The sequence below is a fragment of the Dyella soli genome (genome assembly GCF_054482295.1).
Genome location: NZ_JBTFFU010000002.1, coordinates 593,132 through 617,806 on the forward strand (window position 1 = coordinate 593,132; position 24,675 = coordinate 617,806).

A 24,675-nucleotide genomic window follows, 5' to 3' on the forward strand; every position below is an offset into this window, starting at 1 on the left:
ATCCACAAGGCCCCTGTGCGGCGGTGAGGGACGGACGATCAGGCCCCGCAGGGGTGCCTGGCAGGGATGCCAGGCACTTTTCGCCAGGGCAGGATGCCCTGTCGAAAAGCCCGGCCGGCCCTCACGGACTTGCCGGGCCATCGGCCCGGCAAGCGCCAAGCGGGGTGCTCTTTCTTTTGGTTACTTTTCTTTGAGCAAGCAAAGAAAAGTGACCCGGCCTCCGGCAGGAGGTCGGAAGCCCGCCGTCCCACAGGGACTCCCCTCGGTCGCAGGCGAGCCAACTTGCTGCACGGGCTGACTCCAAGGCAAAACGGCACGGACGCAGTGCCAGCCTGGGGAAGAAATCCCAACCTTCACCCTGCGAACACATCACACGCAAAAACTTGCCCATCCACCCCCACAGCGCTAGCGTGCCTCCATGCGCATCGCCTATCGAGCCGAAAGCCTCATCGACGCCCATCTGGTGAAAGATGCGCTGGAGCGTGCCGAGATTCCTGCCTTCGTCTCGGGCGAATACCTCACCGGCGCCGTAGGCCAGTTGCCGGCGCTTGATTACGTGGCGGTGCTGGTGCCCGAGGGCAGCCTCGCGGCCGCCGAGCAAGTGGTGCGCGAGATCGAGCGCTCGCTCGCCGAGGCCCGGCTGGCCCTGGGTGAGGCCGACGAAGATCCGGACGCGCCATTCCCCGTGCTTTGCTGACCGGCCGCGGCGCCTGCGCGGCGGGCGTTATCCTCTGGGATTGCCCAGCCCTGGGGTACGGAGCTGACCATGGAAGATACCTTGAAGCAGATGCAGGCGCTGATCCGCGCCGTGCCGGACTTTCCCAAGCCGGGCGTGGTGTTCCGTGACATCACGCCGCTGCTGGCTGATGCCGGCGGCTTTGCGCGCTGCATCGATGCGCTGGCCGAACCGTGGCAGGGTAGTGGGGTGCAGGCGGTGTGCGGCATCGAATCGCGCGGTTTCATTTTTGGCGCCGCGCTGGCGCAGAAGCTGCACGCCGGCTTCGTGCCCCTGCGCAAGCCGAACAAGCTGCCGCCACCGGTGGTCGCGATCGACTACCAGCTCGAGTACGGCGTCGATCGACTGGAAGCGCGTGACGATGCATTGCGTCCGGGCGAACGGGTCCTGATCGTCGACGATGTGCTGGCCACCGGCGGCACGCTGGCGGCGGCGCGCGCCCTGGTCGAGAAACTTGGTGCGCCACTGGTAGGAGCCAGCGTAGTGATCGAGCTGGCGGCGCTGCAGGGCCGCAGCCGCTGGCAGGGCACGACGCCCCTGCATGCGCTGCTGCGTTACTGAGTCGCGAGGACGCCTGGCCTGTCGATAGATTCGCAAGGCGCGGCGCCTGGCGGATGCGGCAACCGCTCAGGGCGGCGCCGGCACGATGCTTTCGACGTAGACCAGCTCGCAGGCGCCGTTGCCGGTGTCATTGCGCGTCATCGACGTATGCCAGCGCCAGCCGTTGGCGCGATTGGCGTCCACCAGGAATCCTTCCAGGTGCACGACCTCCCCCGGCCGCACGCGCTCCAGTTCCTCGCGCACGGTGTCGTCCGCGGGAATCATGTGCATGTTGGCGCTGGAGGTTTCGATCTCGCGGCGTGGAATCGGGAACGCGTCCACGTGCCAGTGATAGAAGCGGTTTTCCTGGCTGATCTTGATGCCTTCCAGTACGTGGCGGTCCGACATGCGGCCCCAGCCGAGCGCGAGGTCGACCGGGGCGAGCGAGGCGCCGGCATCGGAGCGGTAGTCCTCGCGTGACAGCACGCGCGCCGTGAGCTCGAAGCGGGCGCGCGTGACCAGCGTGGTATCGCCGCGTTGCAGGGCGGTACTGTCGTCGAGGTCGATCTGCGTGGGCGCATCCGGCGCCAGCACGCCGGGCCCGGGCAGCATCGGGCGGTGCCGCCACCAGTGGGCGGCGCCCAGCGCGACGATCAGCATCAGGCCGATCAGGATGGGACGTGGCATCGCGGTCTAGCGCCCCCGCTTTGCGGCCGGCCTGGCCCTGGCACCGCCCAGGTCCGGCTGCAGCAGTTCGGCAGGCATGCTGCGGATCACCTCGGCAAAACGCTTGAGGAAGGTGCCCAGCGAGGAACTCTTGCGCCACACCAGCGCGATGCGGCGGCTCGGCGCTCGCCCGCCAAATTCAAGCAAGTGCACGTTGTCGGTGCGCGAGACGGGCGGCTTGATGGCGAGCGTCGGCAACAGGGTGATGCCGACATTGGCCGCCACCATCTGGCGCAGGGTTTCCAGGCTGGTCGCGCGAAAACCGGACCGCTCGCCGGCGCCGGCCAGCGCGCAAACCTCCAGTGCCTGGTCGCGCATGCAGTGCCCGTCTTCGAGCAGCAGCAGGCTCTCGTCTTCCAGGTCAGCCAGCTTGAGCAGGCTCTGCTTGTGCGCCAGCGGATGCGACGCCGGTACCGCGAGCACGAAGGGTTCCTCGAACAGGAATTCCGCATGCAGGCTGTCCTCATGCAAGGGCAGGGCGAGCACGCCCACGTCGAGCGCACCCTCGCGCAGCATCTTCACCACGTGCTCGGTCTTTTCCTCCACCAGCAGCAGTTCCAGCCGCGGGAAATGCGTGCGCACCAGCGGCACCAGGTGGGGCAGCAGGTAAGGCCCGAGCGTGGGGAAGATGCCCAGCCGCAGCGTGCCCGATTCCGGGTCGCGGGTGCGCTGGGCAATGGCCTTGATCTCGTCGATTTCGGCCAGCACGCCACGGGCGCGGCGGGCGATCTCGCGGCCGGTTTCGGTGAGCAGCACCTTGCGCGGCGTGCGTTCCACCAGCGGCACGCCAAGCTCGTCCTCGAGCTTCTTGATCTGGGTCGACAACGTCGGCTGGCTGACAAAGCTCGCCTCGGCCGCACGCCCGAAGTGACGATGCTCGGCCAGGGCCACGAGATAGTGCAGGTCACGCAGGTTCATGGGCAGGCGTCCACATGATCTTGATAGGTCATGGCTATGATTGTGATGGTAACAATCAATTTGAACAATGTACGCCCGGTGCGTAACCTTGCTCATCTGACGGCGCCGACAAGGCGCTTCCCGGTTCCGTAACACCCCCCTGCAGACAGGAGAGTCCACATGCTGACCATCGGCGACAAGTTCCCGCAGTTCAACCTCACCTCCGTGGTTTCGATCGAGAGCCTGGAGAAGGCGTTCTTCCCGATCGCCAATGACACGTACAAGGGCAAGTGGCTCTGCGTGTTCTTCTATCCGAAGGACTTCACCTTCGTTTGCCCGACCGAGATCAAGGGCTTCAGCGACATGAACTCGCAGTTTGCCGATCGCGACTGCCAGGTGCTGGCCGCCAGCACCGACTCGGAGTTCGTGCATTTTGCCTGGCGCAAGGACCACAAGGACCTGCGTGACCTGCAGTTCCCGATGCTGGCCGACATCAAGAAGGACCTGAGCAACGCGCTCGGCATCGTGACCGAAGACGGCGTGGCGCAGCGTGCGACCTTCCTGGTCGATCCGGAAGGCATCATCCGCTTCGTCTACGTCACCGACGGCTCGGTCGGCCGCAACCCGCAGGAAGTCCTGCGCGTGCTCGATGCCCTGCAGACTGACGAGCTGTGCCCGTGCAACTGGCACCAGGGTGAAGAGACCCTGCACGTCGCCTGAGGCTTCGCCTGTCGCATACCGCGCGCTTCACCTTTCCCCCTCACGGGTGGGCGCGCGGCACTCCTGCCGGCGGCGAAGCCCGCTTCGCCGCCGGTTTTTTTTGCCCGGATTTTCCCCCGCTCTTCCAGAGGTGCCCCATGAGCCTTGCCGATCTGAAAAGCCAGATCCCCGATTACGCCAAGGACCTGCGTCTCAACCTTGAGTCCGTGTTGACCGAGGGTGGCGCGCCTGGCCTGACCCAGAAGCAGATCGCGGTGATCGCGCTCGCTTCGGCGGTGGCATCCCGTTACAAGCCGCTGACCGCCGCGGTGGCCGAAGAGGCCGCCAGGCATGCCGACGCCGAAGCATTGAACGGCGCGCGGGTGGCTGCCGCCATCATGGGCATGAACAATATCTACTACCGCTTCATCCACCTGGTGGGCGACGCGGAGTACGGCACGCTGCGCGCGGGCCTGCGCATGAATGCGATGAACAGCCCCGGCGGCGACAAGGTCGATTTCGAACTCGCCTCGCTGGCCGTGTCCGCCGTGAACGGTTGCGGCATGTGCCTGGAGTCGCACGAGAAGACCCTGCGCAAGCATGGCCTGTCGGCGCAGCCGATCCAGAGCGCCGCGCGCATTGCGGCGGTGATCCATGCGGTTGCCGTGGTCCTCGAGCAGGCCGACGCGGCGGGTTGATGCGCAGCTGAAACGACAAGCCCCGGTGTCGCCACGGGGGCTTGCGTGCGCAGTTGGGCACACGCAGGCCTCAGTACTGCCTTTCGACGTCGAACAGAAAGCCCTTGCCGCGGGCGGTGAGCAGCGGCGGCGGCTCGCTCGTGTGTTCGCCGATCTTGCGTCGAAGGCGATGGATCAGCATGTCGAGGCGGTGCGGATCGAAGTCGTACACGTCGTCGGCAAGGACCGCGATCAGGGCCTCGCGGCCCACCGGCGCACCCGCGGCTGCCATCAGCGTGTCGAGCACGCGACGCTCGGGCATGCTGAGCGAAATCACGACACGCTTCGGTGAAACCAGGCGGCGGGCATGGGCATCCAGGTGCCATCGATCGCCGCCACTGGCCTGGCGCTGTGCGAGGTCCGCTTCGAGCACGGCCACGCCTGGGCCCTTGCGCAGACTGCGCGACGCCGCGCCTCGCTCCTTGGCATTCATGACCGCATCTCCTTATCAGACAGACGCCGTCTATTGACTATGCGTTGAGCCCGAATCATTCGCAAGGTTTTGTCAGTTGCGTCTGATGTTCGAGTCACGGGCGATCGGGAGCGTGGCCCCCGACGGCGCGGCCATGCCTTCTGGCACTGTGCCACTCGTCATGGCGGCACCTAGCGTGGAGGTTTGTGTGCCCACGGGAAGCCCATCGCATGCGTCGTTTTGTTCGTCCACTCGTACTCACCGCCCTTGCCGCCTGCTGCGGCGCAGCCCTGGCCGCCCCGGCTGCAGACGACCAGCCGCACGGCAAGCTGCCGCGCTGGGCCATGCCGCAGTCCTATCAGCTCGACTTCAAGGTCGATCCGCGCCAGCAGGACTTCTCGGGCACCACCACCATCAAGCTGAAGCTCGGGCAGGCGAGCGACCACGTATGGCTGCATGGCCGCGAGCTGAAGGTGAGCAAGGTCACCATCACCGACGCCGCGGGCAAGCTGCACGAGGGCAAGTATGTGGACGCCGCGCCGAAGGAAGGCGTGGTGCGCGTCGATTTCGGCAGCACGCTGAAGCCGCAGGAACTGAGCATCACCTTCAACTACACCGCGCCGCTCAACCAGCAGCTGCAGGGCCTGTACAAGGTGAGCCATGAAGGCCAGCCCTATGCAATGACGCAGATGGAGCCGATCAGCGCGCGCTATGCATTCCCCGGTTTCGACGAGCCGTCGTTCAAGACGCCGTTCACCATCCGCCTGACCATTCCCAATGACGAAGTGGGCATCGCCAACACCAAACAGGTGAAGGAAGAGGCCGCGGGCCAGGGCTGGAAGACGCTCAGCTTCTCGCAGACCCCGCCGCTGCCGACCTACCTGGTGGCGTTCGGAGTCGGTCCGTGGGACGTGGTGAAGGGCCCGGAGATTCCGGCCTCGTCGTACCGCACGCAGGCCACCGAGCTGCGCGGCATCGCCGCCAGGGGCGAAGGCCATCGCATGCAGCACGTGCTGGGCGAAACGCCGAGCATCATCAAGTCGCTGGAGGACTACTACGGCTTCGGCTATCCGTTCGACAAGCTCGACCTGCTGGCCGCGCCGGACTTTTCCGCCGGCGCCATGGAAAACCCCGGCCTGGTCACCTTCCGCGACTGGCTGCTGCTGATCGATCCGGATTCCCCGGCCAACTATGTGCGCGGTTCGTTCAACGTCACCGCGCATGAACTGGCACACCAGTGGACCGGCGACACTGTGACCATGGGCTGGTGGGACGACCTGTGGCTCAACGAGGCGTTCGCCACCTGGATGCAGCAGAAGGTCACGCAGAAGGTGCACCCCGAATACCGCGCCGACCTCGACCGCGTGCGCGGTGCGCAGGGCGCCATGAACGGCGACAGCCTGGTCACCACGCGCAAGATCCGCCAGCCGATCACCGGCAACGGCGACATCGAGACCGCGTTCGACGGCATCACCTACCAGAAGGGTGCCGCGGTGCTGGGCATGTTCGAAGGCTACGTGGGCGAGCCGACGTTCCAGAAGGGCATGCGCGCCTACATCAAGGGCCACCAGTTCGCCAACGCCACGGCCGATGACCTGGTCGCGTCCGTCGCCAAGGCGGCCGACAAGGGGCAGGACTTCCAGCAGGCCTTCAAGAGCTTTCTCAACCAGCCGGGCGTGCCCTACGTGCAGACGCAGCTGAGCGAGGAAGGCGGCAAGACCGTGCTGCACCTGAGCCAGAGCCGCTACCTGCCGCTGGGCAGCAAGGGCGACACCAACCATGTGTGGGGCGTGCCGGTGTGCGTGCGCTATGGCACGGCCGACGGCAGCAAGGTGAGCTGCGAACTGCTCGACAAGGCCCAGGGCACCATGGTGCTCAAGGGCGCGAGCAGCCCGGCCTGGGTGCTGCCCAATGCCAATGGCACGGGCTACTACCGCTTTGCGATGGCGAAGGACGATCTGTCCAGGCTCGGCCAGCAGATCGGCAAGCTCGACGACGCCGAACAGCTCGCTTATGCCGACGCGGTGTATGCCAGCTTCAAGCATGGCGACCTGGCGGCCACCGACGTGCTGGCCGCGCTGAAGCCGCTGGCCTCGTCGAAGACGCGCGAAGTGGCCACGGCGCCGCTGTCGAGCTTCAACTGGATCTACCGCAACCTGGCCGAGACCGGCGCGCAGCGCGCCACGCTGGCGCAGTGGGCGAAGGATGCCTATCTGCCGCGCATGCAGCAGCTCGGCTACCACCGCAAGCCGGGTGAGGGCGACACCGATTCCCTGCTGCGCGACACGCTGGCGAACGAACTCGCGCTGGTGGTGAAGCTGCCGGAAGTGCGCGCCGAACTGCTGCGGCAGGGCGACGCCGCGCTCAGGCACAAGGCCGATGGCCGCCTGGACCTTGGCGCGGCGGACGCCGACCTGCTCGGCGCCGCGCTGGGCGTGGCCGTGCAGGAGCGTGGCAAGCCGGCCATCGATGCGCTGGTCGCCGAGGTGCCCAGGACCAGCGACCCGGCACTGCGCAACGCCATGCTCGATGGCCTGAGCGCGGTGGAAGATCCGGCACTGGCCACGCAGGTGCGCAACTTCGCGCTCGACAAGCAGGTCAAGGTGGGCGAGATGGCCATGCTGTTGCGCGGCGGTCGCGACACGCGCATGCAGCGTGACGCCTCGTGGCAGTGGGCAACCAGCAACTACGACAAGATCGTCGACCGCACCGGCAGCTTCGCCGGCGGGCAGCTGCCGGGCCTCATCGGCGGCGGCGGTTGCTCGACGGACGAGGCCGACCGCCTGCAGGCCTTCTTCAGCACGCGCGCGAAGGAAGTCAGCGGCGCCGAGCGCGGCCTGGCGCAGACGACCGAGTCGACCCTGCTGTGTTCCGCCCTGAAGGCAAGGCAGGGCGCGTCCACGATCGGCGGCTGAGCCTGTCGTCAACCAGCAAAGCCGGGCGGTGCGAACCGCCCGGCTTTTTTTTGCCCGCTGGCCAACCCCGTCCGCGCGGCTTGGCCGTTTGACAGGGGGAGGGCGCTTTTCGCGCCCTTCCGCTGGCCCCTACACTGGGCCGGCCCACCCAGGGTAGTCAGGGAGAAAGACATGCGTCGTCCGTGGGGATGGTTGTTGCCTTTGGTTCTGATGGTTTTGCCAGTGATGGCGCAGGAAGTACCGCCGGCTCTGAAGGATTGGCAGGAGTGGGTGTTGCACGACGTACCCCAGCACGCATGCCCCGTGTTGGTGAGCCAGGGCAGGACCGGTGCCGCAAAGGAGTGCGCGTGGCCGGGAAGGCTGGCGATTGACGCTGGCAAAGACGGCGCGCGTTTCACCTTCGCCGTGCACGTGGATGTCCGCAGCTGGATCGCCTTGCCTGGCGACAGCCACAACTGGCCGCAGCAGGTCACGGCCGGCAGCAAGCCCGTCGTGGTGCTGGATCGCAACGGCACCCCGTCACTGCAACTCGAACCGGGCGACTACGAGCTGCACGGCGTGCTGGCGTGGGACAACCGGCCGCCGCGCCTGGTGGTGCCCGAAACGATCGGACTGGTCACGCTGACGCTGGACGGCAACCCTGTCTCCCGCATCGAGCGCAACGGTTTCCAGCTCACGCTTGGCGAGGCCGCCGCCGCGCAACGCGTGGCCGACGCGCTGTCGCTGCGCGTGTTTCGCAAGCTCTCCGATGGCGTGCCCGCGCTGCTCGAATCCAGGCTGGAGTTCAAGGTCACCGGCAGTGCGCGCGAGCAGGTGCTTGGGCCGGTGCTGCCCAAGGGCTTCACGGCGACCTCGTTGTCCGGCGACCTGCCGGCGAAACTGGAAGGTGATGGTCGCCTGCGCGTGCAGCTTCGTCCCGGTACGTGGACGATCTCGCTGGGCGCGCGTGCCGGCTCCGTGCTGTCCAAGGTGAGCACAAGCCTGCCGGCTGCGCCCTGGCCCACGCAGGAAATCTGGAGCTACGCCGACGAGCCCTCCCTGCGCAGCACGCGTGCGGAAGGTGAGGCCACCGACGCCGCTCAGGCCGACGTGCCCGGCGAATGGCGCGGGTTGCCGGCTTACGTGGTCGATGAAGCGCACGGTCTTGTCGTGGAACAGGGCACGCGTGCCGGCGAAGGTGGCCAGGGCGATCAGATCACCCTGCATCGCGAACTGTGGCTGGATGCCGACGGGCGCGGCCTGACAGCGGTGGACGACCTGGAAGGCAAGCTGCGCCACAGCCAGCGTCTGGACGTGACCGCGCCATGGCAATTGCTGCGCGCCTCGCAGGGCGAGATGCCGATGCTGGTGACCACCGCTGGCAAGACAGTTGGCGTCGAAGTGCGTCGGACCTCACTTGACCTCTCCGCGGGCTTGCGTCTGCCCGATCACGGCAGCATGCCGGCCGGTGGCTGGCAGCTGCCGTTGGATGGCATCGACGCCATGCTGCATCTGCCCCATGGCTATCGCCTCGTGGGCGCGACGGGCGCCGACGTGTCGCCCGATTCGTGGATTGCGCGATGGAGCCTGCTCGACCTTTTCGTGGTGGCTTTGATTGCGCTGCTCGCTGGCCGCTACCTTGGGTGGCCGTGGGCGCTGGCGGCGGTGGGCTTCCTCGCGCTCTCGCTGCATGAGGACGGCGCGCCGCGATGGACGCTGGCGGTGGCACTGGCGCTTGCATTGCTGATGCGCGTGTTGCCCGACGGGCGCTTGCGCATCGTCTCGCGCACTGCCGCGGGCGTGCTGGTGCTGGTCGCAGCGCTTTGGGCATTGCCGTTTGCCGCGACACAGATGAGCTACGCCTTGCACCCGCAATTGGAAGAAGAGGCGAGCGTGTACCACGCGCCACCACCGCCCCCGTCGGCGATGGCTGTGGAGGAGGAGGCGTCGAGCAACGCCGCGCCGGCTCCGCAGGCACCTGCTGTTGCCAAGCCCGCTGACATGCTGCAGGACGCGGACGGCAACGAACAGCGAGCCAGGCGCCTGGAAACCGTCACGGTGACGGGTTCGCGCATCGCACCCGCAGACGTTCTCTCGCAGGAGCTGGACGCCCATGCCGTATTGCAGGCAGGCCGCGGCATTCCCCGATGGGACGACGGCAACAACTATCGGCTTGGCTGGTCCGGCCCCGTCACGCCCGACCAGACCGCGCGGCTGGTCATCGCACCCGCGTGGCTGGTGCGCCTGTTGCGCGTGGTGTCGCTGGCATTGCTGGTGGCCTTGCTTGGCAGGCTGGCGCTCAACCTGCTGCGTCCTGCGCGATCGGGCGCCAGCGGCTGGAAGCTGGGTGGCGGTGTCGTAGCCTTGCTGGCGTTGTCGCTGGCGCCACACGGTGCACATGCCCAGTCCACGCCCGACAAGGACATGCTGGCCGTGTTGCGTTCGCGTCTGGTCGAAGCGCCACGTTGCACGCCTGATTGCGCGTCAGTGGCGCAGGCGGCGTTCCAGGTCGGCGGTGACGCGCTGTCGCTCGATCTTGAAGTCCATGCCGGCACGGCGGTGGCCGTGCCATTGCCTCTGGGCGACGACGCCCTGCAACTGCTGTCGGTATCGCAGGATGGTCGTGACGCAGCCTTGCTGCGTCGATCGGACGCGACGCTGGTGAAGGTCGATGCGGGCGTGCACCATCTCGCGTTGCGTTATCGCATCGCGCCGGTGGACACCAGCACGGTGCACTTCCCGCTGATTCCGCGGCACGTCACCTTCCGCGGAGAAGGCTGGGCGGCCAATGGCCTGGACGAAGGACGGCTGCTCGGCGACAGCCTCGCTCTCAACCGCGTGCTCAGCTCGGCCGACGGCAAGACGCTGAGCGCCATCGAGCAGACCTTCCCGCCTTACGTGAGGATCAAGCGCTCGCTGGAACTGGGCAACGAGTGGAACGTCACCAGCGAAGTGAAGCGCATGGCGCCGGTGACCGGCGGCTTCAGCATCGAGCTGCCGCTGCTCCCGGGCGAGCACCCGCTGGGTGACGACATGCGCGTGCAGAACGGCCATGTGGTCGTCACGTTCAACAACGGCCAGGACACGATCGAGTGGCGCAGCCGGCTCGATCGCACCGACCACATTGCGCTCACGGCCCCTGCGCTGGGCGATCGCGCCGAACATTGGCTGCTGGTGTCGGCGCCGATCTGGCACGTGGAAACCAAGGGCGTGCCCGGAAACCTCGAAGACGAAGGGCTGTTGTTTCAGCCGCTGCCCGGTGAAACGCTTGACGTGGCGATCACCAAGCCGAAGGGCGTGGCAGGTGACACGGTGGCGTTCGACAACGTATCGGTGGAGAGCCATGCTGGTGATCGCGCCACGGAAACCACGCTGACCTTGTCGATGCGCGCCATGCGCGGTGGCGAGCACGCGATCACCGTGCCTGCCGGTGCCGAGTTGTTGGACGCGCAACGCGACGACACCAAGCTGAGCCTGGCCATTCGTGATGGCAAGCTCAGCCTGCCGTTGATGCCCGTGTCGGCGCGCTACGTGATCAAGCTGCGTCTACCGCAGGGCGCTGGCGTCATCACCCGCACGCCGGCATTCGCGCTGGATGCGCCGACTGCCAACATCACGCTGAGCCACGTGCTGCCGGACAATCGCTGGGTATTGTGGACGTGGGGGCCGACGGACGGACCGGCGGTGTTGTACTGGTCGCAGCTCGTCGTGCTGCTGCTGGCGGCATGGCTGCTGGCACGCTACGCGCCGACGCCGCTGCGTTTCCAGCACTGGCTTCTGCTCGGCCTGGGTTTCTCGGCCTTTGCGTGGGGAGCGTACGCACTGGTGGTGGCATGGCTGATCCTGCTGGGTCTGCGCGCGCGCCATGTGCTGTCGGAGCGATACGGCACATGGTTCAACGTGCTGCAGGTGGCGCTGGCCGGGGTGACGCTGGTCGCGATCATCGTGTTGATCACTGCCGTGCCAAAGGGATTGCTTGGCATGCCTGACATGCACGTGGAGGGCAATCATTCCGCCGTGCCTACGCTCAACTGGTTCGCGGACCAGGCAGACAGCGCCTTGCCGCAAGGTGGTGTGTTCAGCGTCTCGCTGTGGGTCTACAAGATCGCCATGCTGGCCTGGGCGTTATGGCTGGCCAATGCGTTGATCGGCTGGGTGCGCTGGGGCTTTGATGCGTGGAGTCACGGCGGTTACTGGCGCAAGCGCAAACCCAAGTCCGTCGAACCGCCGCCGATGCCCCAGCCGGCGGAGTAACAAGAAAGGCGCCGCGGCGAACCGCGGCGCCTTTTTCATTTCCAGCAAGAAAGCTCAGTGATCGTCCGCCACCTTCAGCACCAGCTTGCCGGTGTGGCTGCCGTCGAACAGGCGATTGAGCACCAGCGGTGCATTTTCCAATCCGTGCGCCACGGTTTCGCCGGCCTTGATCTTGCCGCTGAGCACCCAGCCCACCAGTTCCTGCACCGCGCGCTGCTGATCCTGATAGTCGAAGGCGAGGAAGCCGCGTACGGTAAGGCGCTTGACGATGATCACGCTGTAGTCGTCGGCAGGCTTGCCGCCACTGGCGTAGTTGGCGATCAGGCCGCACAGCGCCACCCGCCCGCCGTTGACCATGCGTGAAAGCACCGCGCGCATCACCGGGCCACCGACATTCTCGAAGTTCACGTGCACGCCGTCGGGAGTGGCTTCGGCCAGTGCCTGCTTCCAGTGGTCGGCCTTGTAGTCGACGGCGGCATCGAAGCCGAGATCCTCGATCAGGTGGCGGCACTTGTCCGGTCCGCCGGCAATGCCGACCACGCGCGCACCACGCAGCTTGCCGATCTGGCCGGCAATGGAACCGACCGAACCGGCTGCCGCCGACACCACCAGTGTCTCGCCCGACTGCACCGGCGCAATCTCGGTGAGGCCGTAATACGCGGTGATGCCGCTGAAGCCGCAGGCACCAAGCAGGGTCGGCAGCGCCACCGGCGGTTTCGGCGGCAGCTTCACCCAGTCCTTGGCGCGCGCATCGTCGAGCACGGCGTAGTCCTGCCAGCCGACCAGTCCCTGCACCAGGTCGCCCACGGCATAGCGCGACGATTTCGATGCCACCACGCGCCCCAGGCCAAGGCTACGCATCACCTCGCCGATGGCCACCGGCGGCATGTATTGCGGGACATCGCTCATCCACACGCGGTTGGTGGGGTCCATTGACAGATACAGCACGCGTACCAGCGCCTGGCCGTCGGCGAGTGCCGGCGCGGGCTGCTCGCGCAGTTCGAAATTCTCCTGGCGCACCAGGCCTTCGGGGCGGGTCCGCAGCAGCAGTTGGCGATTGACGAGGCTCATGGGTCGGTCTCCGGGATCAGACGGCGCGGGCGCCGCCATCGAGCACGAGCTCAGCGGCAGTCACGTAGCGGCTTTCATCGGACGCAAGATAAAGCGCGGCATAGGCGACGTCGTCGGGTTCGCCCAGGCGATGCATGGGAATGCCGCGCACCAGCTTGCGCATGGCTTCTTCTTCGCCCAGCGCATCGAAGAACGGCTCGACGATGCCGGTGCGGATGAAGGCCGGATGGATGGAGTTGCAGCGCACGTCGATCTTCTGCCGCGCACAGTCCACGGCCACCGACTTGGTCAGCATGGCCACGGCGGCCTTCGAAGTGTTGTAGGCGGTGTAGTCCGGGTCGACCTTGAAGGCGGCCAGCGACGAGATATTGATGATCGAGGCCGGCTGCGAATCGCGCAGGTACGGCATCGCATGCTTGCAGCCCAGCATCACGCTTTCGACGTTGACGCCCATGACGTGGCGCCAGTCCTTCAGCTCGATGCGTTCGACGCCACCCAGTGAGCCAATGCCGGCGTTGTTGACCAGCACCGACAGGCCGCCCATGGCCAGCGCGGCGTCGGCGAGCGTGCGTTCCCAGTTCGATTCGTCGCGCACGTCCTGCGCGGCGGACCAGGCCACGTACGCGCCATGCTCGCGGTTGATGTCGTCCGCCAGCCTGGCGGCCATGGCGCCATCGAGGTCGGTGAGGAAGACCAAGGCGCCGTGCCGCGCCAGCATGCGGGCAATGGCGCTGCCCAGGCCGCCCGCGGCGCCGGTGATGAAGGCACGCTTGCCGGCGGCGCGCGGAGAAATCATGGGTGTCATGAGCAATCCTCGGAATCAGACACAGAGATAGCCGCCATCGACGTTCAGCACGGCACCGGTGGTGTAGGACGCAGCGTCAGAGGCGAGATAGAGCGCGGCGCCGGCCATTTCCGACGGCTGCGCCACCCGGCGCATCGGCACATGGGCGAGCGCCTGCTTGAGGATGGCCGGCGTGTTGACCAGCACCGAGGCGAACTTGGTGTCGGTGAGCCCTGGCAGCAGCGCGTTGCAGCGCACGCCCAGTTCGGCGCATTCCACCGCGAAGGCCTTGGTCATCGAAATCACCGCCGCCTTGGTGATCGAGTAGATGCCCTGCTGCACGCCGGGCACCACGCCGTTCACCGAGGCGACGTTGACGATGGAGCCGCCCCCGTTCCTCGCCATCAGGCGCGCACCGTGCGTGGACATGTAGAAGTAGCCACGGATGTTCACGTCCACGGTCTTCTGGAACACCGCAGGATCGGTATCGAGGATGTGGCCGAAGAACGGGTTGGTCGCTGCGTTGTTGACCAGGATGTGCAGGCGGCCATGCGCCTGTTCTACCCTGGCGTAGAGCGCGTCGATCTGCTCCATCTCGCCGATGTGGCAGGCGATGGCCTCGGCCGAGCCGCCGCTGGTCACGATGTCGTCGACCACGGCCTGGCAGTCGACCTGCTTGCGGCTGGACACGACGACGTGCGCGCCGTGCATCGCCAGCAGCCTGGCAATCTCGGCGCCGATGCCGCGGCTGGCGCCGGTGACGATGGCGATCTTGCCGGTGAGGTCGAAAGTGGCGGGTGTGCTCATGGACGGCGCTCGCGGGTCAGTGAAAATGCAGGAAGGACTGGCAGGCTCTTGCTGATGGAAGCGTGCTCACCGCAGTGTCACCAGCGCGGCATCACCGGCCCGCTCCAGGTGCGGCCAGGCGTTGTAGGTCAGCAGCGTCGCACCGCGCGAGCCTAGTCGCAGTCGCGTCACGCCGGTGTTTACCAGCGGCCAGCTGAGCCTGAAGGCCTGCGCGGTGGGCGATTCCAGCAAGCTGCTGGCGATGACCGCGATGGGGCCGCCGGAGGTGAATGCCCAGGTCGTTTGCGCGGGATGGTCGGCGAGCTGGCGCAGCGCGTCGAGTACTTCTTCGCGAAATGCGCTCCAGCTGCGGCGGTAGTCGGGGTCATGCCGGCCGCTGACCCAGCGCGCGATCGCCTCGGCAAAGATCTGCTGGAACGCACGATGCGGCTCGTCCGAACGGCGCAGCTCGGCACGCAGCGCGCCCGGGCCTTCGAGATCGGGGCGCAGGCGGGCCAGCAGTTCGTGGTGGTCGACCTCGTCCAGCCCGGGCAGCACCACGGGTTGCGCGTCGAGGCCAGCGGCCCGCGTGCACCATGCCGCGGTGTCGCGATGGCGTCGGCGCGGACCCATGGCCACCAGGTCGGGCGCGGGTCCGCAGGCGGCCAGCCACTGGCCAAGCAGTTGCGATTGTTGCTCGCCGATGGGCGAGAGCTGGTCGTAGTCCTCGGCGCTGAAGCTGGCCTGGCCATGGCGGATCAGCAGCAGTTCGCGCATGGCCTAGTGATCCGCCGCACGTACGAGGCGACGGCAGCGCTCGCCCATGTAACGGGCGGCATCGCCGAAGCCGGCGAATTGCGCATTGGTGGTCTGGCCAAGCGCAAAGCGGCGGTAGATCTGCTGGATGATCACCATCAGCCGGAACAGGCCGAAAACTTCATAGAAGCCGAAGCGCGAGACATCCAGTCCGCTGCGTTCGCCGTAGTAGGCGATCACCTCGCGCCGGGTGAGCATGCCGTCTTCGTGCGTCGGCTGGCGACGGAACGACTGGAACACGCGGTCGTCATCCGCCTGCACCCAGTAGGCCAGCGATCCGCCGAGGTCCATCAGCGGATCGCCGATGGTGGCCATCTCCCAGTCGAGCACGCCGATGATGTGCAGCGGATCGTCCGCATCAAGCACGACGTTGTCGAAGCGGTAGTCGTTGTGGATCACGCAGCTGGCGTTGTCCTGGCGTGGCTGGTTGGCATCCAGCCACGCAAGCAGGTCGTCGCAGGGATCGGAGCCGTCAGTGGCCGCCTGTCGCCACCGCTCGCTCCAGCCGGCGACCTGCCGCGCGATGTAGCCGGCGCCCTTGCCGAGGTCGCCGAGGCCGGTCCCGCGGATGTCCACGCGATGCAGTTCGATCAGGCGGTCGATGAAGCCCAGGCACAGCGCGCGCACGCCGGCGCGATCGAGTCCGAGTCCGGGAGGCAGGTCGCGACGCAGGATGATGCCGTCGAGCCGTTCCATCACGTAGAAAGCCTGCCCGATCACACGCTCGTCGTCGCAGCGCGCAAGGATCGCCGGCACGTACGGATAGCTCGGCTTCAGTGCGCCCATCACGCGTGCCTCGCGCAGCATGTCGTGCGCTGCCCCGGACCTGGCACCGGGTGGCGGACGACGCAGCACCAGTTCGCGGTTGGCGTAACGGATGAGGTAGGTGAGGTTGGAAGCACCGCCGGGAAACTGCTCGACGCCGGGCGTGCCGGCGAGGCCGTCCATGTGCTCGCGCAGGAAGGCGTCGACGCGCGCCAGGTCGAAGACGTCTTCCTCGCGTACCGCGCGGGCCTGGTCGTGAAGGGCGGTCATGCGCCGGCCCCCCGTGCGAGCTGCGCCCTGGCTTCCAGCTTGGCCACCACCGCGCGATGCACTTCGTCAGGGCCGTCGGCGAGGCGCAGCACGCGCGCATAGGCGTACAGCTGCGCCAGCGGGACGTCGTCGGTGAGTCCGGCGCCGCCGTGGATCTGGATGGCCGCGTCCGCCGCCTGTTGCGCTACCGCCGGCACCACCACCTTGATCTGCGAGATGAGGCTGAGCGCCGCCTTGCTGCCGTGCGCATCCAGCGTCCATGCCGTCTTCAGGGTCAGCAGGCGGGCCTGCTCGATGGCCATGCGCAGGTTCGCCACGATGTCGGCATTCCCGCCCAGCTGCAGCAGCGGCTGGCCGAACGCCACGCGGGCCTGCGCCCGTTGGCACAACAGCGACAGGGCGCGCTCGGCGGCACCCAGCGCACGCATGCAGTGGTGTACGCGTCCCGGGCCAAGGCGGCCCTGCGCGATCTCGAAGCCGCGACCGGGGCCGAGTATCACGTGGTCCAGTGGCAGGCGCACCTGGCTGAAACGCACCTGGCCGTGTCCAGACGGCTCGTCGTAGTCATGGAACACCGGCAGCATCCGTTCGATGTGCACGCCCGGCGCATCCAGCGGACAAATCACCATGCTGTGCCGGCGATGCGGCTCGGCCTGCGGATCGCTCAGGCCCATGAAGATCACGAAGCGGCAGTGCGGGTGGCCCAGGCCGGTGGTCCACCACTTGCGCCCGTCAAGCACGACCTCGTTGCCTTCCACGCGGGCGGTGGCCTGCATGTTGGTAGCGTCGGAGGAGGCCACGTCCGGCTCGGTCATGGCGAAGCCCGAGCGGATCTCGCCGCGCAGCAGCGGCTCCAGCCAGCGTTCGCGCTGGGCCGGCGAACCGTAGCGATGCAGCACCTCCATGTTGCCGCTGTCCGGCGCATTGCAGTTGAACACCTCCGGCGCGATGAAGGAGTGGCCCATGATCTCGGCCAGCGGGGCATAGTCGAGATTGCCCAGCCGCGGGCCGTCGTGCAGGTCGGGCAGGAACAGGTTCCACAGGCCGGCCTCGCGCGCCTTCGCCTTGAGTTGTTCCATCACCACCGGCTGGCGCCACTGGCGATGATCGGGGCTGCCCGACAACTGGCTGGCGTATACCGGCTCGGCCGGAACGACCTCTTCGCGCATGAAGCGGGCGAGGCGTTCGGTGAGCGCTTGCGTGCGCTCGGAAGGGGCGAAGTCCATGGCGGCTCTCCTGGTTCCGACGCAGCCTACGCCTGTGCCGTCTGATTAGTGAAATGAATATGCTTTATGTCAGTACATTAGAAAAATGAATGGCCTTGGCCGCCACGCCGCAGGAGAGCCCATGGAACGCGACCGTCGCATCGACCTCAACCTGTTCCGCGTGCTGGACGCCATCCATAGCCATGGCGGCGTCAGCGCGGCGGCGCGCGCGCTGCACCTGACCCAGCCCGCGGTGACGCATGCCCTGCGTCGCCTGCGCGATCATCTGGGTGACCCATTGTTCGTGCGGCAGGGAAACCGCCTGCTGCCCACCGAGAAGGTCCGCGCGATGATGCCGGCGGTGCAGGCCCACCTGAAGGGGCTGTTGGCCAGCACCCACGCGCAGCCGAAGTTCGACCCGTCGCAGTTGCGGATGGAGTTCGTCATCGGCTTTCGCGACATCCTCGAGTCGATTGCCCTGCCGTCGCTGATGGCCGGCATCGAACGCGACGCGCCGGGCGTGCGCGTGGTCAGCCGGCGCGTCGCCGCCGACGAGGTGGAGCGTGAACTGCTGACCGGTGCACTGGACCTGGCCGTGGACCGGCCGTTGCGCGCAGGACCGCGCATTTCGCGACGATCGCTGGTGACCGATTCGCTGGTCGTGGCGATGCGCCGGAAGCACCCCATGGCGCGGCAGTTGCGGCGCGCCGACTATCTTGCGGCCGAGCATGTCGCCGTCTCACCGTTGGGAGAGTCCAGCGCGCTGGACCTGCTGCTCGGGCAGGCCGGCATGTTTCGTGAAGTGCGCCTGGTCTGCCAGCACTACTTTTCGGCCTGCCAGATCGCCGCGGCGAGCGACCTGCTGCTGACCGTGCCGCACGCGTATGCGAGCCATCTCGCCGGCCTGCTGCCCATCACGTTCTGTCCATTGCCGATCAGGCTCAAGGATGTTCCGATCCTCGCCTACTGGCACGATTCGAAGGACGACGACCAGGCGCATCACTGGTTTCGTGAACGCCTTGTCACCGCGGTGAGCCAGGCCATGGTGCCGTCGTCGCGTTGACTTGCCCCGGACACGGAGGCCTGCGCACGATGCTTCGATCGCGCTGCCCTGCACCTGGCCGCGACGTGCACCCGGCGCACAATCAGCCCGGCCCGGAAACTGCCGGGTACTCACGACGAGGTGTCTTGCATGTCGGATCTGTCGCCACCGCCCGAGGCCGTCTACGACCCCACCGATCCGCGCCTGCGCAAGGAGCAGATGTTTCCGCGCCTGAGCCAGGCGATGGTGCAGCGCATTGCCGCCTACGGCGAGGAGGAGGACGTGCCGGCCGGCACGGTGCTGTTCCAGCGTGGGCAGCGAGGTTCCGATTTCTTCCTCGTCCTCGATGGGCTGGTCGAAGTATTCGACGTGGACAAGGACGGCCATCCGAACGTCATCACCATCCACGCCGCGCGACAGTTCAGCGGCGAGATGAACCTGTTCAACACGCGCAGCATCCTGGCGTCGGCGCGCGCTGCCTGCGACAGCAAGGTGGTGCGCGTGCGCTCGGAGCAGTTCCGCCGCATGGTCGCCGCCGAGGCGGACATCAGTGAAATCATCATGCGGGCCTTCATCCTGCGGCGCGTCGGGCTGATCCGCCTGGGCTATGGCGGCGTCGTGCTGGTGGGGCCCGGGCACAGTGCGGACACCTTGCGGCTGGAGCGTTTCCTGGTGCGCAACGGTTATCCGCATCGGCTCATCGACACGGAAATCGATCCGCAGGCAGACGGTTTCATCGAGTGCTTCCAGCTGCGCCTCGAGCAGCTGCCGGTGGTGATCTGTCCGGAGCACTGCTTTCTGCAGAACCCGACCACCTCCGAACTGGCCGACGAACTGGGACTGACCGAATCGATCGATCCGACCCATGTCTACGACGTGGCGGTGGTGGGCGCCGGGCCGGCCGGGCTGGCCGCCGCGGTCTATGCCGCGTCCGAAGGCCTGTCCACCATCGTGGTCGAAGGGATGGCTCCGGGCGGGCAGGCCGGCACGTCGTCGAAGATCGAGAACTACTTGGGATTTCCCACCGGCATTTCGGGCCAGGCGCTGGCCGGTCGTGCGCAGGCGCAGGCGCAGAAGTTCGGCGCCCGCATGGCCATCTCGCGCCATGCCACCCACCTCGACTGCTCGGTGCAGCCCTATCAGCTGAAGCTCGATGATGGCCAGGCCATTTCGGCCAGAGCCGTGATCGTGGCCACCGGTGCGCGCTACCGCAAGCTCGCCGTGCCGGGCTATGCGCGTTTCGAGGGCGCGGGCATCCATTACGCCGCCACCGCCATGGAAGGCCAGCTCTGCGCGAACGAGGAGGTGGTCGTGGTGGGCGGCGGCAATTCGGCCGGACAGGCTGCGGTGTTCCTGTCGCGCATCGCGGCGCACGTGCATGTGCTGGTGCGCTCGCAGGGGCTGGCGGCCACCATGTCCGACTATCTGGTCCAGCGCATCGCGCAGTCGGCCGAGATCACCCTGCACACGCGCAGCGAAATCGTCGGGCTCGAGGGGGACGAGCGCCTGCGGCGCGTCACCTGGCGCCACCGCGACACCGGTGAACTGACCACGCGCGAGATCAGCAACATGTTCGTGATGATCGGTGCCGAGCCCAATACGGACTGGCTCGAAGGCTGCCTCGAACTCGATGGCAAGGGCTTCGTGCTGACCGGTCGCGGCGCCGATGGCGTGCCGCTGGAGTCGCCGTTCGCCACCACCAAGCCGGGCATCTATGCCGTGGGCGACGTGCGCTCGGGTTCGGTGAAGCGCGTGGCTTCCAGCGTGGGCGAAGGCTCCGTCGTGGTCCAGGCCGTGCATCACTACCTGCATCCCGAGAACTGCTGAGGCACGGCGTGTTCGATCTACACTGATAGCCCCTTGCCGTCGGAACCGTTCATGCTGCCCTGGTCCTTGCGCGCCGCGCACCGTTGCCTGATCGCCGGAAGCGCGTCGCGTGGCTGACGTGCGGCAGGCATTGGGCGAGGCCGCACTCCTGGTCGGCGACCGGCTGGAGGCGGAGCTGCTGTTGGTGCACGTGCTGGACAAGCCGCGCAGCTGGCTGATTGCGCATGCCGACGATGCCCTGGATGCAACGCATGCCAGCGCCTTCGATGCCCTGGTGCAGCGAAGGCGTGCGGGCGAGCCGCTGGCGTATCTCACCGGGCGTCGTGGCTTCTGGTCGCTGGAACTGGAGGTGACGCCGGCAACGCTGATTCCACGCCATGAAACGGAACTGCTGGTCGAGCTGGCGCTGGACCGGCTACCGCAGGCGACCACGGCGCAGGTGGCGGACCTGGGCACCGGCAGCGGTGCCATTGCGCTCGCGATCGCGCGCGAACGACCGCGCGCCCAGGTCGTGGCGACGGACGCGAGCAGCGCTGCGCTCGACGTCGCGCAGCGCAATGCGCAGCGCCTGCGCATCGCCAACGTCACCTTCCTGCACGGCGACTGGCTGGCGCCGCTGGGCGACCGCCGTTTCGATCTCATCGTGTCCAACCCGCCCTATATCGAAGCGGGCGATCCGCACCTGGGCCAGGGCGACCTGCGCTTTGAACCGGCGAGTGCGCTGGCATCGGGAGCGGACGGACTGGATGACATCCGCCGCATCGTTGACGACGCGCGCACGCGGCTCGCCGGCGACGGCTGGCTGATGATGGAGCATGGCTGGAACCAGGGCGCAGCCGTGCGTGGCTTGCTGGAGCGCGCCGGCTATCGCGAGGTATTCACCGCGCAGGACCTGGAAGGCCGCGACCGCGTCAGCGGCGGCAGGTACCAGCGCTAGGGCAGGGCGGCGGCGTCGCGGTTGCGCGTCCCGCCGGCCGGCCGCATCGATGCGAGCGCCTCAGCCGGCGCTCGCCACATGGGCAGCGGCCAGCTGCGGGAAGCGTGCCCGGATGGCGTTGCGGATGCTGGGCAGGTCCAGGCCGGCCATGGTCAGCACTTCCTCGCGGCTGCCGTGTTCCAGGTAGGCATCGGGCAGGCCCAGGTGCAGGATCGGCTTGACCACGCCGTGCGCCGCCAGGCACTCGGCCACGCCGCTGCCGGCACCGCCGGCAATGGCGTTGTCTTCCAGCGTGACGAACGCCTCGTGGGTCTTCGCCAGCTCGAGGATCATCGCCTCGTCCAGCGGCTTCACGAAGCGCATGTTGACGAGGGTGGCGTCCAGTTCGGCGGCGATCTCGGTGGCCGGCGCCAGCATCGCGCCAAAGCTGAGCAGCGCCAGGCCACGGCCGCGTCGGCGCAGCTCGGCACGGCCGATCGGCAGCGTGTCCAGCTCCTGGCGTAGCGGCACGCCCGGACCCGTGCCGCGCGGGTAGCGTACGGCGGCCGGGCCTGAGTAATGGAAGCCGGTGCTCAGCATCATGCGGCACTCGTTCTCGTCCGCCGGCGCCATGATCACCATGTTCGGCAGGCAGCGCAGGAAGGAAAGATCGAAGCTGCCCGAGTGCGTCGCGCCGTCCGGGCCGACCACGCCGGCGCGGTCGATGGCGAACGTCACGTCGAGGTTCTGCAGCGCCACATCATGGATGGCCTGGTCGTAGGCGCGTTGCAGGAAGGTGGAGTAGATCGCCACCACCGGCTTGGCGCCTTCGCAGGCCATGCCGGCGGCCAGCGTCACTGCATGCTGCTCGGCGATGGCCACGTCGAAATAGCGTTGCGGATATTCCCTGGAAAAGCGCACCAGCCCGGAGCCCTCGCGCATGGCCGGCGTGATGCCGAGCAGGCGATCGTCCGCGGCGGCCATGTCGCACAGCCAGTCGCTGAAGATGTCGGTGTAGGTGGGCTTGGACGGCGCGGATTTCTTCACCAGGCCGGCCTGAGGGTCGAACGGGCCCACGGCGTGGTATTCGATCTGCGCCTGTTCGGCCGGGGCATAGCCCTTGCCTTTGGTGGTGATCACGTGCAGCAGTTGCGGGCCCGGCAGGTCCTTGACCGTGCGCAGCGCGGCGAGCAACTGGTGGATGTTGTGGCCGTCGATCGGGCCGGTGTAGTGGAAGCCCAGCTCCTCGAACAGCGTGCTCGGCACGAACATACCCTTGGCATGCTCTTCCCAGCGCTTGAAGAAGCGCCCGAACAGCGACTGCTTCGGAATCGCCCGCTTGGCCCGTTCGCGCAGGGCATTGAGCCGGCGGCTGCTCATGGCGCGCGCCGCCATCTTGGTCAGTGCGCCCACGTTCTCGCTGATCGACATGCCGTTGTCGTTGAACACGACCAGCATGTTCGGCTCCACGTCGCCACCGTGGTTCAGCGCCTCGAAGGCCATGCCGGCGGTCATCGCGCCGTCGCCGATCACCGCCACGAACTTGCGCGGATCGCCCTTGCGCTGTGCGGCGATGGCCATGCCCAGCGCAGCCGAGATCGAGGTGGACGAATGGCCGACGCCAAAGGTGTCGTACTCGCTCTCCTCGCGGCGCGGGAACGGCGCCAGGCCATCCTTCTTCTTGATCGAGGTGATGCGGTCGCGACGCCCGGTGAGGATCTTGTGCGGGTAGCACTGGTGGCCCACGTCCCACACCAGCCGGTCGGTGGGCGTGTCGAACACGTGGTGCAGCGCCACGGTCAGTTCCACCACACCCAGGCCCGCGCCGAAGTGGCCGCCGGAACTGGCGACCGCCTCGATCAGGTACTGGCGCAGCTCGTCGGCGACGGCGGGCAGCTCCTCATCGGGTACACGGCGCAGGTCGGCAGGCGTCTCGATGGGCGCCAGGTGGGGAAAGCGGGAAAGGTCGTTCATCAGCGTATTGTTGGCCGAGCGGCAGGGCGGGGCAAGGGCGGCCAGGTGAAAACTTGCGGGCTGAACCGTCCGGGGGCGTCTCCACGCGGTGCAGACACGGCCGGCGCGAGGCTCGGGCGTGGCCTTCATTCAGGATCGTCCCCATGAGCACCAGCAAGGCATTCCAGCGTTTCGCCGAAGCGGTGGCGCGCTGTTCAGGGCGGCCTCTGACCTTCGTCCTCGCCGTCGCGGTGGTCGTGGCCTGGGCCGTGACCGGCCCGATGTTTCATTTCGGCGATACCTGGCAGCTGGTGATCAATACCGGCACCACGATCGTCACCTTCCTGATGGTGTTCCTGATCCAGAACACGCAGAACCGCGACACCGCGGCCTTGCAGATCAAGCTCGACGAGCTGATCCGCAGTTCGGCCGCGCACAACGCGCTGCTCAACCTCGAAGAGCTCGACGAGGCCTCGCTCGAGCACATACGCAAGCTCTACTGCAGGCTTGCCCACGAAGCGGCGGACAGCGTGCTGGTCGATCTCGAGCGGGAGCTGAAGAGGCCGGTCGCGGCGCCGCCGACCTAGCCGGCCTCACGCCATGTGCGGCCGGCGGTCGCGCGGCAGGTGGTTGACCAGGAACTCCATCTGGTCGGCCAGGATATTGCGGTTGGAGAGGATCAGGTGCTCCACCCAGCTGGGTCGGTAGGGCACGGCCAGCAGCGGCATGTTGGCCTGCTGCGGCGTACGGTTGCTCTTCTTCAGATTGCAGGCCAGGCAGGCGCAGACCACGTTCTCCCAGGTGTCCTTGCCATGCTTGGAAATGGGCAGCACGTGGTCGCGCGTGAGCTCGCCGCGACTGAAGCGTTCGCCGCAATACAGGCACAGGTAGCGGTCACGGGCAAACAGGGCGGAGTTGGTCAGCGCGGGCGCCGGATCGATCGCGTGGTCGCGGCAATGGCCGGTACTGGCGATGATGGGGTGCAGCGACAGCCTGCTCTGCTGGCCACTGGCGCGGTTATGCCCGCCATGCACGGTGAGGCAGGGGTCACCCAGGGTCCAGGCGACGGCATCACGGACGTAGAGGCAAACCGCCTCCTGCCAACTGATCCAGTCAAGAATGCGGCCAGCGGCATCCAGCGAAAGCACGCGGGTCGAATGAAGGTCGACAACGCGGCCAGGTACTTCCATCAGCATGCAAAATCGTCCTTCAACCAAGGCGGATGAACGTTCGGGCGCTGCGAAGTTGCGTGTAGCGGGGCCAGCATAGACCAATTCCATTACAGAACACACGCAAATGGTTGTCCGTGAAGGGAGAACCCGCCGTGAGGAGGGGTGTTCGCGAG

General features: G+C 67.2%; 21 protein-coding genes. 10 read left to right on the top strand and 11 right to left on the bottom strand.

Annotated elements, in window-relative coordinates; translation table 11 throughout:
• The first annotated feature begins 418 nt into the window (after positions 1–418).
• Both ACXU4B_RS13095 and ACXU4B_RS13100 read left to right on the top strand, forming a co-directional pair.
• A complete protein-coding gene (locus ACXU4B_RS13095) occupies positions 419–697 on the top strand; it encodes a putative signal transducing protein (protein ID WP_131411828.1) in 279 nt (92 codons plus the stop codon).
• Between the two features lie 69 nt (positions 698–766).
• Complete coding sequence (locus ACXU4B_RS13100; RefSeq protein WP_240734143.1) at positions 767–1,297, top strand: adenine phosphoribosyltransferase; 531 nt, start codon at positions 767–769, stop codon at positions 1,295–1,297.
• Positions 1,298–1,363: 66 nt separating this feature from the next.
• Here the strand turns inward: ACXU4B_RS13100 and ACXU4B_RS13105 are convergent, their stop codons facing one another.
• Together ACXU4B_RS13105 and oxyR are read right to left on the bottom strand one after the other, a co-directional pair.
• Positions 1,364–1,963, bottom strand: coding sequence for a hypothetical protein (locus ACXU4B_RS13105; RefSeq protein ID WP_131411826.1), 600 nt, complete (start codon positions 1,961–1,963; stop codon positions 1,364–1,366).
• A gap of 6 nt (positions 1,964–1,969) precedes the next feature.
• On the bottom strand, positions 1,970–2,920 hold the full coding sequence (gene oxyR / locus ACXU4B_RS13110) for a DNA-binding transcriptional regulator OxyR (RefSeq protein ID WP_131411824.1): 951 nt from the start codon (positions 2,918–2,920) through the stop codon (positions 1,970–1,972).
• 159 nt (positions 2,921–3,079) lie between these two features.
• Here oxyR and ACXU4B_RS13115 point away from each other — a divergent pair, with 159 nt between their 5' ends.
• Positions 3,080–3,619 carry a peroxiredoxin gene (locus tag ACXU4B_RS13115; RefSeq protein ID WP_131411822.1) on the top strand — a complete coding sequence of 180 codons (540 nt, stop codon included), beginning with the start codon at positions 3,080–3,082 and terminating at the stop codon, positions 3,617–3,619.
• A 137-nt stretch (positions 3,620–3,756) separates the two neighbouring features.
• The gene (locus tag ACXU4B_RS13120; RefSeq protein ID WP_131411820.1) at positions 3,757–4,296 is read left to right on the top strand and encodes a carboxymuconolactone decarboxylase family protein; all 540 of its coding nucleotides are present in this window, start codon (positions 3,757–3,759) and stop codon (positions 4,294–4,296) included.
• A 70-nt stretch (positions 4,297–4,366) separates the two neighbouring features.
• On the opposite strand, the gene ACXU4B_RS13125 is transcribed toward ACXU4B_RS13120, so the two are convergent.
• Positions 4,367–4,768, bottom strand: coding sequence for a winged helix-turn-helix domain-containing protein (locus ACXU4B_RS13125; protein WP_131411818.1), 402 nt, complete (start codon positions 4,766–4,768; stop codon positions 4,367–4,369).
• 209 nt (positions 4,769–4,977) lie between these two features.
• Here ACXU4B_RS13125 and ACXU4B_RS13130 point away from each other — a divergent pair, with 209 nt between their 5' ends.
• Both ACXU4B_RS13130 and ACXU4B_RS13135 read left to right on the top strand, forming a co-directional pair.
• Complete coding sequence (locus tag ACXU4B_RS13130) at positions 4,978–7,662, top strand: M1 family metallopeptidase (protein ID WP_131411816.1); 2,685 nt, start codon at positions 4,978–4,980, stop codon at positions 7,660–7,662.
• A gap of 270 nt (positions 7,663–7,932) precedes the next feature.
• Positions 7,933–11,895 carry a hypothetical protein gene (locus ACXU4B_RS13135; RefSeq protein ID WP_458910892.1) on the top strand — a complete coding sequence of 1,321 codons (3,963 nt, stop codon included), beginning with the start codon at positions 7,933–7,935 and terminating at the stop codon, positions 11,893–11,895.
• 54 nt (positions 11,896–11,949) lie between these two features.
• On the opposite strand, the gene ACXU4B_RS13140 is transcribed toward ACXU4B_RS13135, so the two are convergent.
• The 6 genes from ACXU4B_RS13140 to ACXU4B_RS13165 all read right to left on the bottom strand — a co-directional run bounded on the left by ACXU4B_RS13140 (position 11,950) and on the right by ACXU4B_RS13165 (position 17,613).
• A complete protein-coding gene (locus tag ACXU4B_RS13140; protein ID WP_131411812.1) occupies positions 11,950–12,966 on the bottom strand; it encodes an NADP-dependent oxidoreductase in 1,017 nt (338 codons plus the stop codon).
• A 16-nt stretch (positions 12,967–12,982) separates the two neighbouring features.
• Positions 12,983–13,771: an SDR family oxidoreductase gene (locus tag ACXU4B_RS13145; protein ID WP_131411810.1), complete on the bottom strand. Its 789-nt coding sequence runs from the start codon at positions 13,769–13,771 to the stop codon at positions 12,983–12,985.
• Between the two features lie 15 nt (positions 13,772–13,786).
• Positions 13,787–14,557 carry an SDR family oxidoreductase gene (locus tag ACXU4B_RS13150; RefSeq protein ID WP_131411808.1) on the bottom strand — a complete coding sequence of 257 codons (771 nt, stop codon included), beginning with the start codon at positions 14,555–14,557 and terminating at the stop codon, positions 13,787–13,789.
• Between the two features lie 66 nt (positions 14,558–14,623).
• Positions 14,624–15,313 carry a histidine phosphatase family protein gene (locus ACXU4B_RS13155; protein ID WP_131411806.1) on the bottom strand — a complete coding sequence of 230 codons (690 nt, stop codon included), beginning with the start codon at positions 15,311–15,313 and terminating at the stop codon, positions 14,624–14,626.
• 3 nt (positions 15,314–15,316) lie between these two features.
• Positions 15,317–16,387 carry a phosphotransferase family protein gene (locus ACXU4B_RS13160; RefSeq protein ID WP_131411804.1) on the bottom strand — a complete coding sequence of 357 codons (1,071 nt, stop codon included), beginning with the start codon at positions 16,385–16,387 and terminating at the stop codon, positions 15,317–15,319.
• Positions 16,384–17,613, bottom strand: a complete 1,230-nt coding sequence (locus tag ACXU4B_RS13165; protein ID WP_131411802.1) for an acyl-CoA dehydrogenase family protein — start codon at positions 17,611–17,613, stop codon at positions 16,384–16,386. The genes ACXU4B_RS13160 and ACXU4B_RS13165 overlap by 4 nt, the downstream gene beginning before the upstream one ends.
• Before the next feature lie 121 nt (positions 17,614–17,734).
• Between ACXU4B_RS13165 and ACXU4B_RS13170 the strand changes: the two genes are divergently transcribed.
• From ACXU4B_RS13170 to prmC, 3 genes are all read left to right on the top strand, one after another.
• The gene (locus tag ACXU4B_RS13170; protein WP_131411800.1) at positions 17,735–18,655 is read left to right on the top strand and encodes a LysR family transcriptional regulator; all 921 of its coding nucleotides are present in this window, start codon (positions 17,735–17,737) and stop codon (positions 18,653–18,655) included.
• A 129-nt stretch (positions 18,656–18,784) separates the two neighbouring features.
• Positions 18,785–20,461 carry an FAD-dependent oxidoreductase gene (locus tag ACXU4B_RS13175; RefSeq protein ID WP_131411798.1) on the top strand — a complete coding sequence of 559 codons (1,677 nt, stop codon included), beginning with the start codon at positions 18,785–18,787 and terminating at the stop codon, positions 20,459–20,461.
• A 109-nt stretch (positions 20,462–20,570) separates the two neighbouring features.
• On the top strand, positions 20,571–21,398 hold the full coding sequence (gene prmC, locus ACXU4B_RS13180) for a peptide chain release factor N(5)-glutamine methyltransferase (RefSeq protein ID WP_131411796.1): 828 nt from the start codon (positions 20,571–20,573) through the stop codon (positions 21,396–21,398).
• A 60-nt stretch (positions 21,399–21,458) separates the two neighbouring features.
• Here prmC and dxs read toward each other — a convergent pair whose 3' ends face one another.
• The gene (gene dxs, locus ACXU4B_RS13185) at positions 21,459–23,351 is read right to left on the bottom strand and encodes a 1-deoxy-D-xylulose-5-phosphate synthase (protein WP_131411794.1); all 1,893 of its coding nucleotides are present in this window, start codon (positions 23,349–23,351) and stop codon (positions 21,459–21,461) included.
• 143 nt (positions 23,352–23,494) lie between these two features.
• On the opposite strand from dxs, the gene ACXU4B_RS13190 reads away from it, so the two are divergent.
• Positions 23,495–23,917 (top strand): low affinity iron permease family protein, encoded by a 423-nt coding sequence (locus ACXU4B_RS13190; RefSeq protein WP_131411792.1) that lies wholly within the window; start codon positions 23,495–23,497, stop codon positions 23,915–23,917.
• A gap of 6 nt (positions 23,918–23,923) precedes the next feature.
• Here ACXU4B_RS13190 and ACXU4B_RS13195 read toward each other — a convergent pair whose 3' ends face one another.
• Positions 23,924–24,526, bottom strand: coding sequence for an HNH endonuclease (locus tag ACXU4B_RS13195; RefSeq protein ID WP_131411790.1), 603 nt, complete (start codon positions 24,524–24,526; stop codon positions 23,924–23,926).
• Positions 24,527–24,675 lie beyond the last annotated feature (149 nt).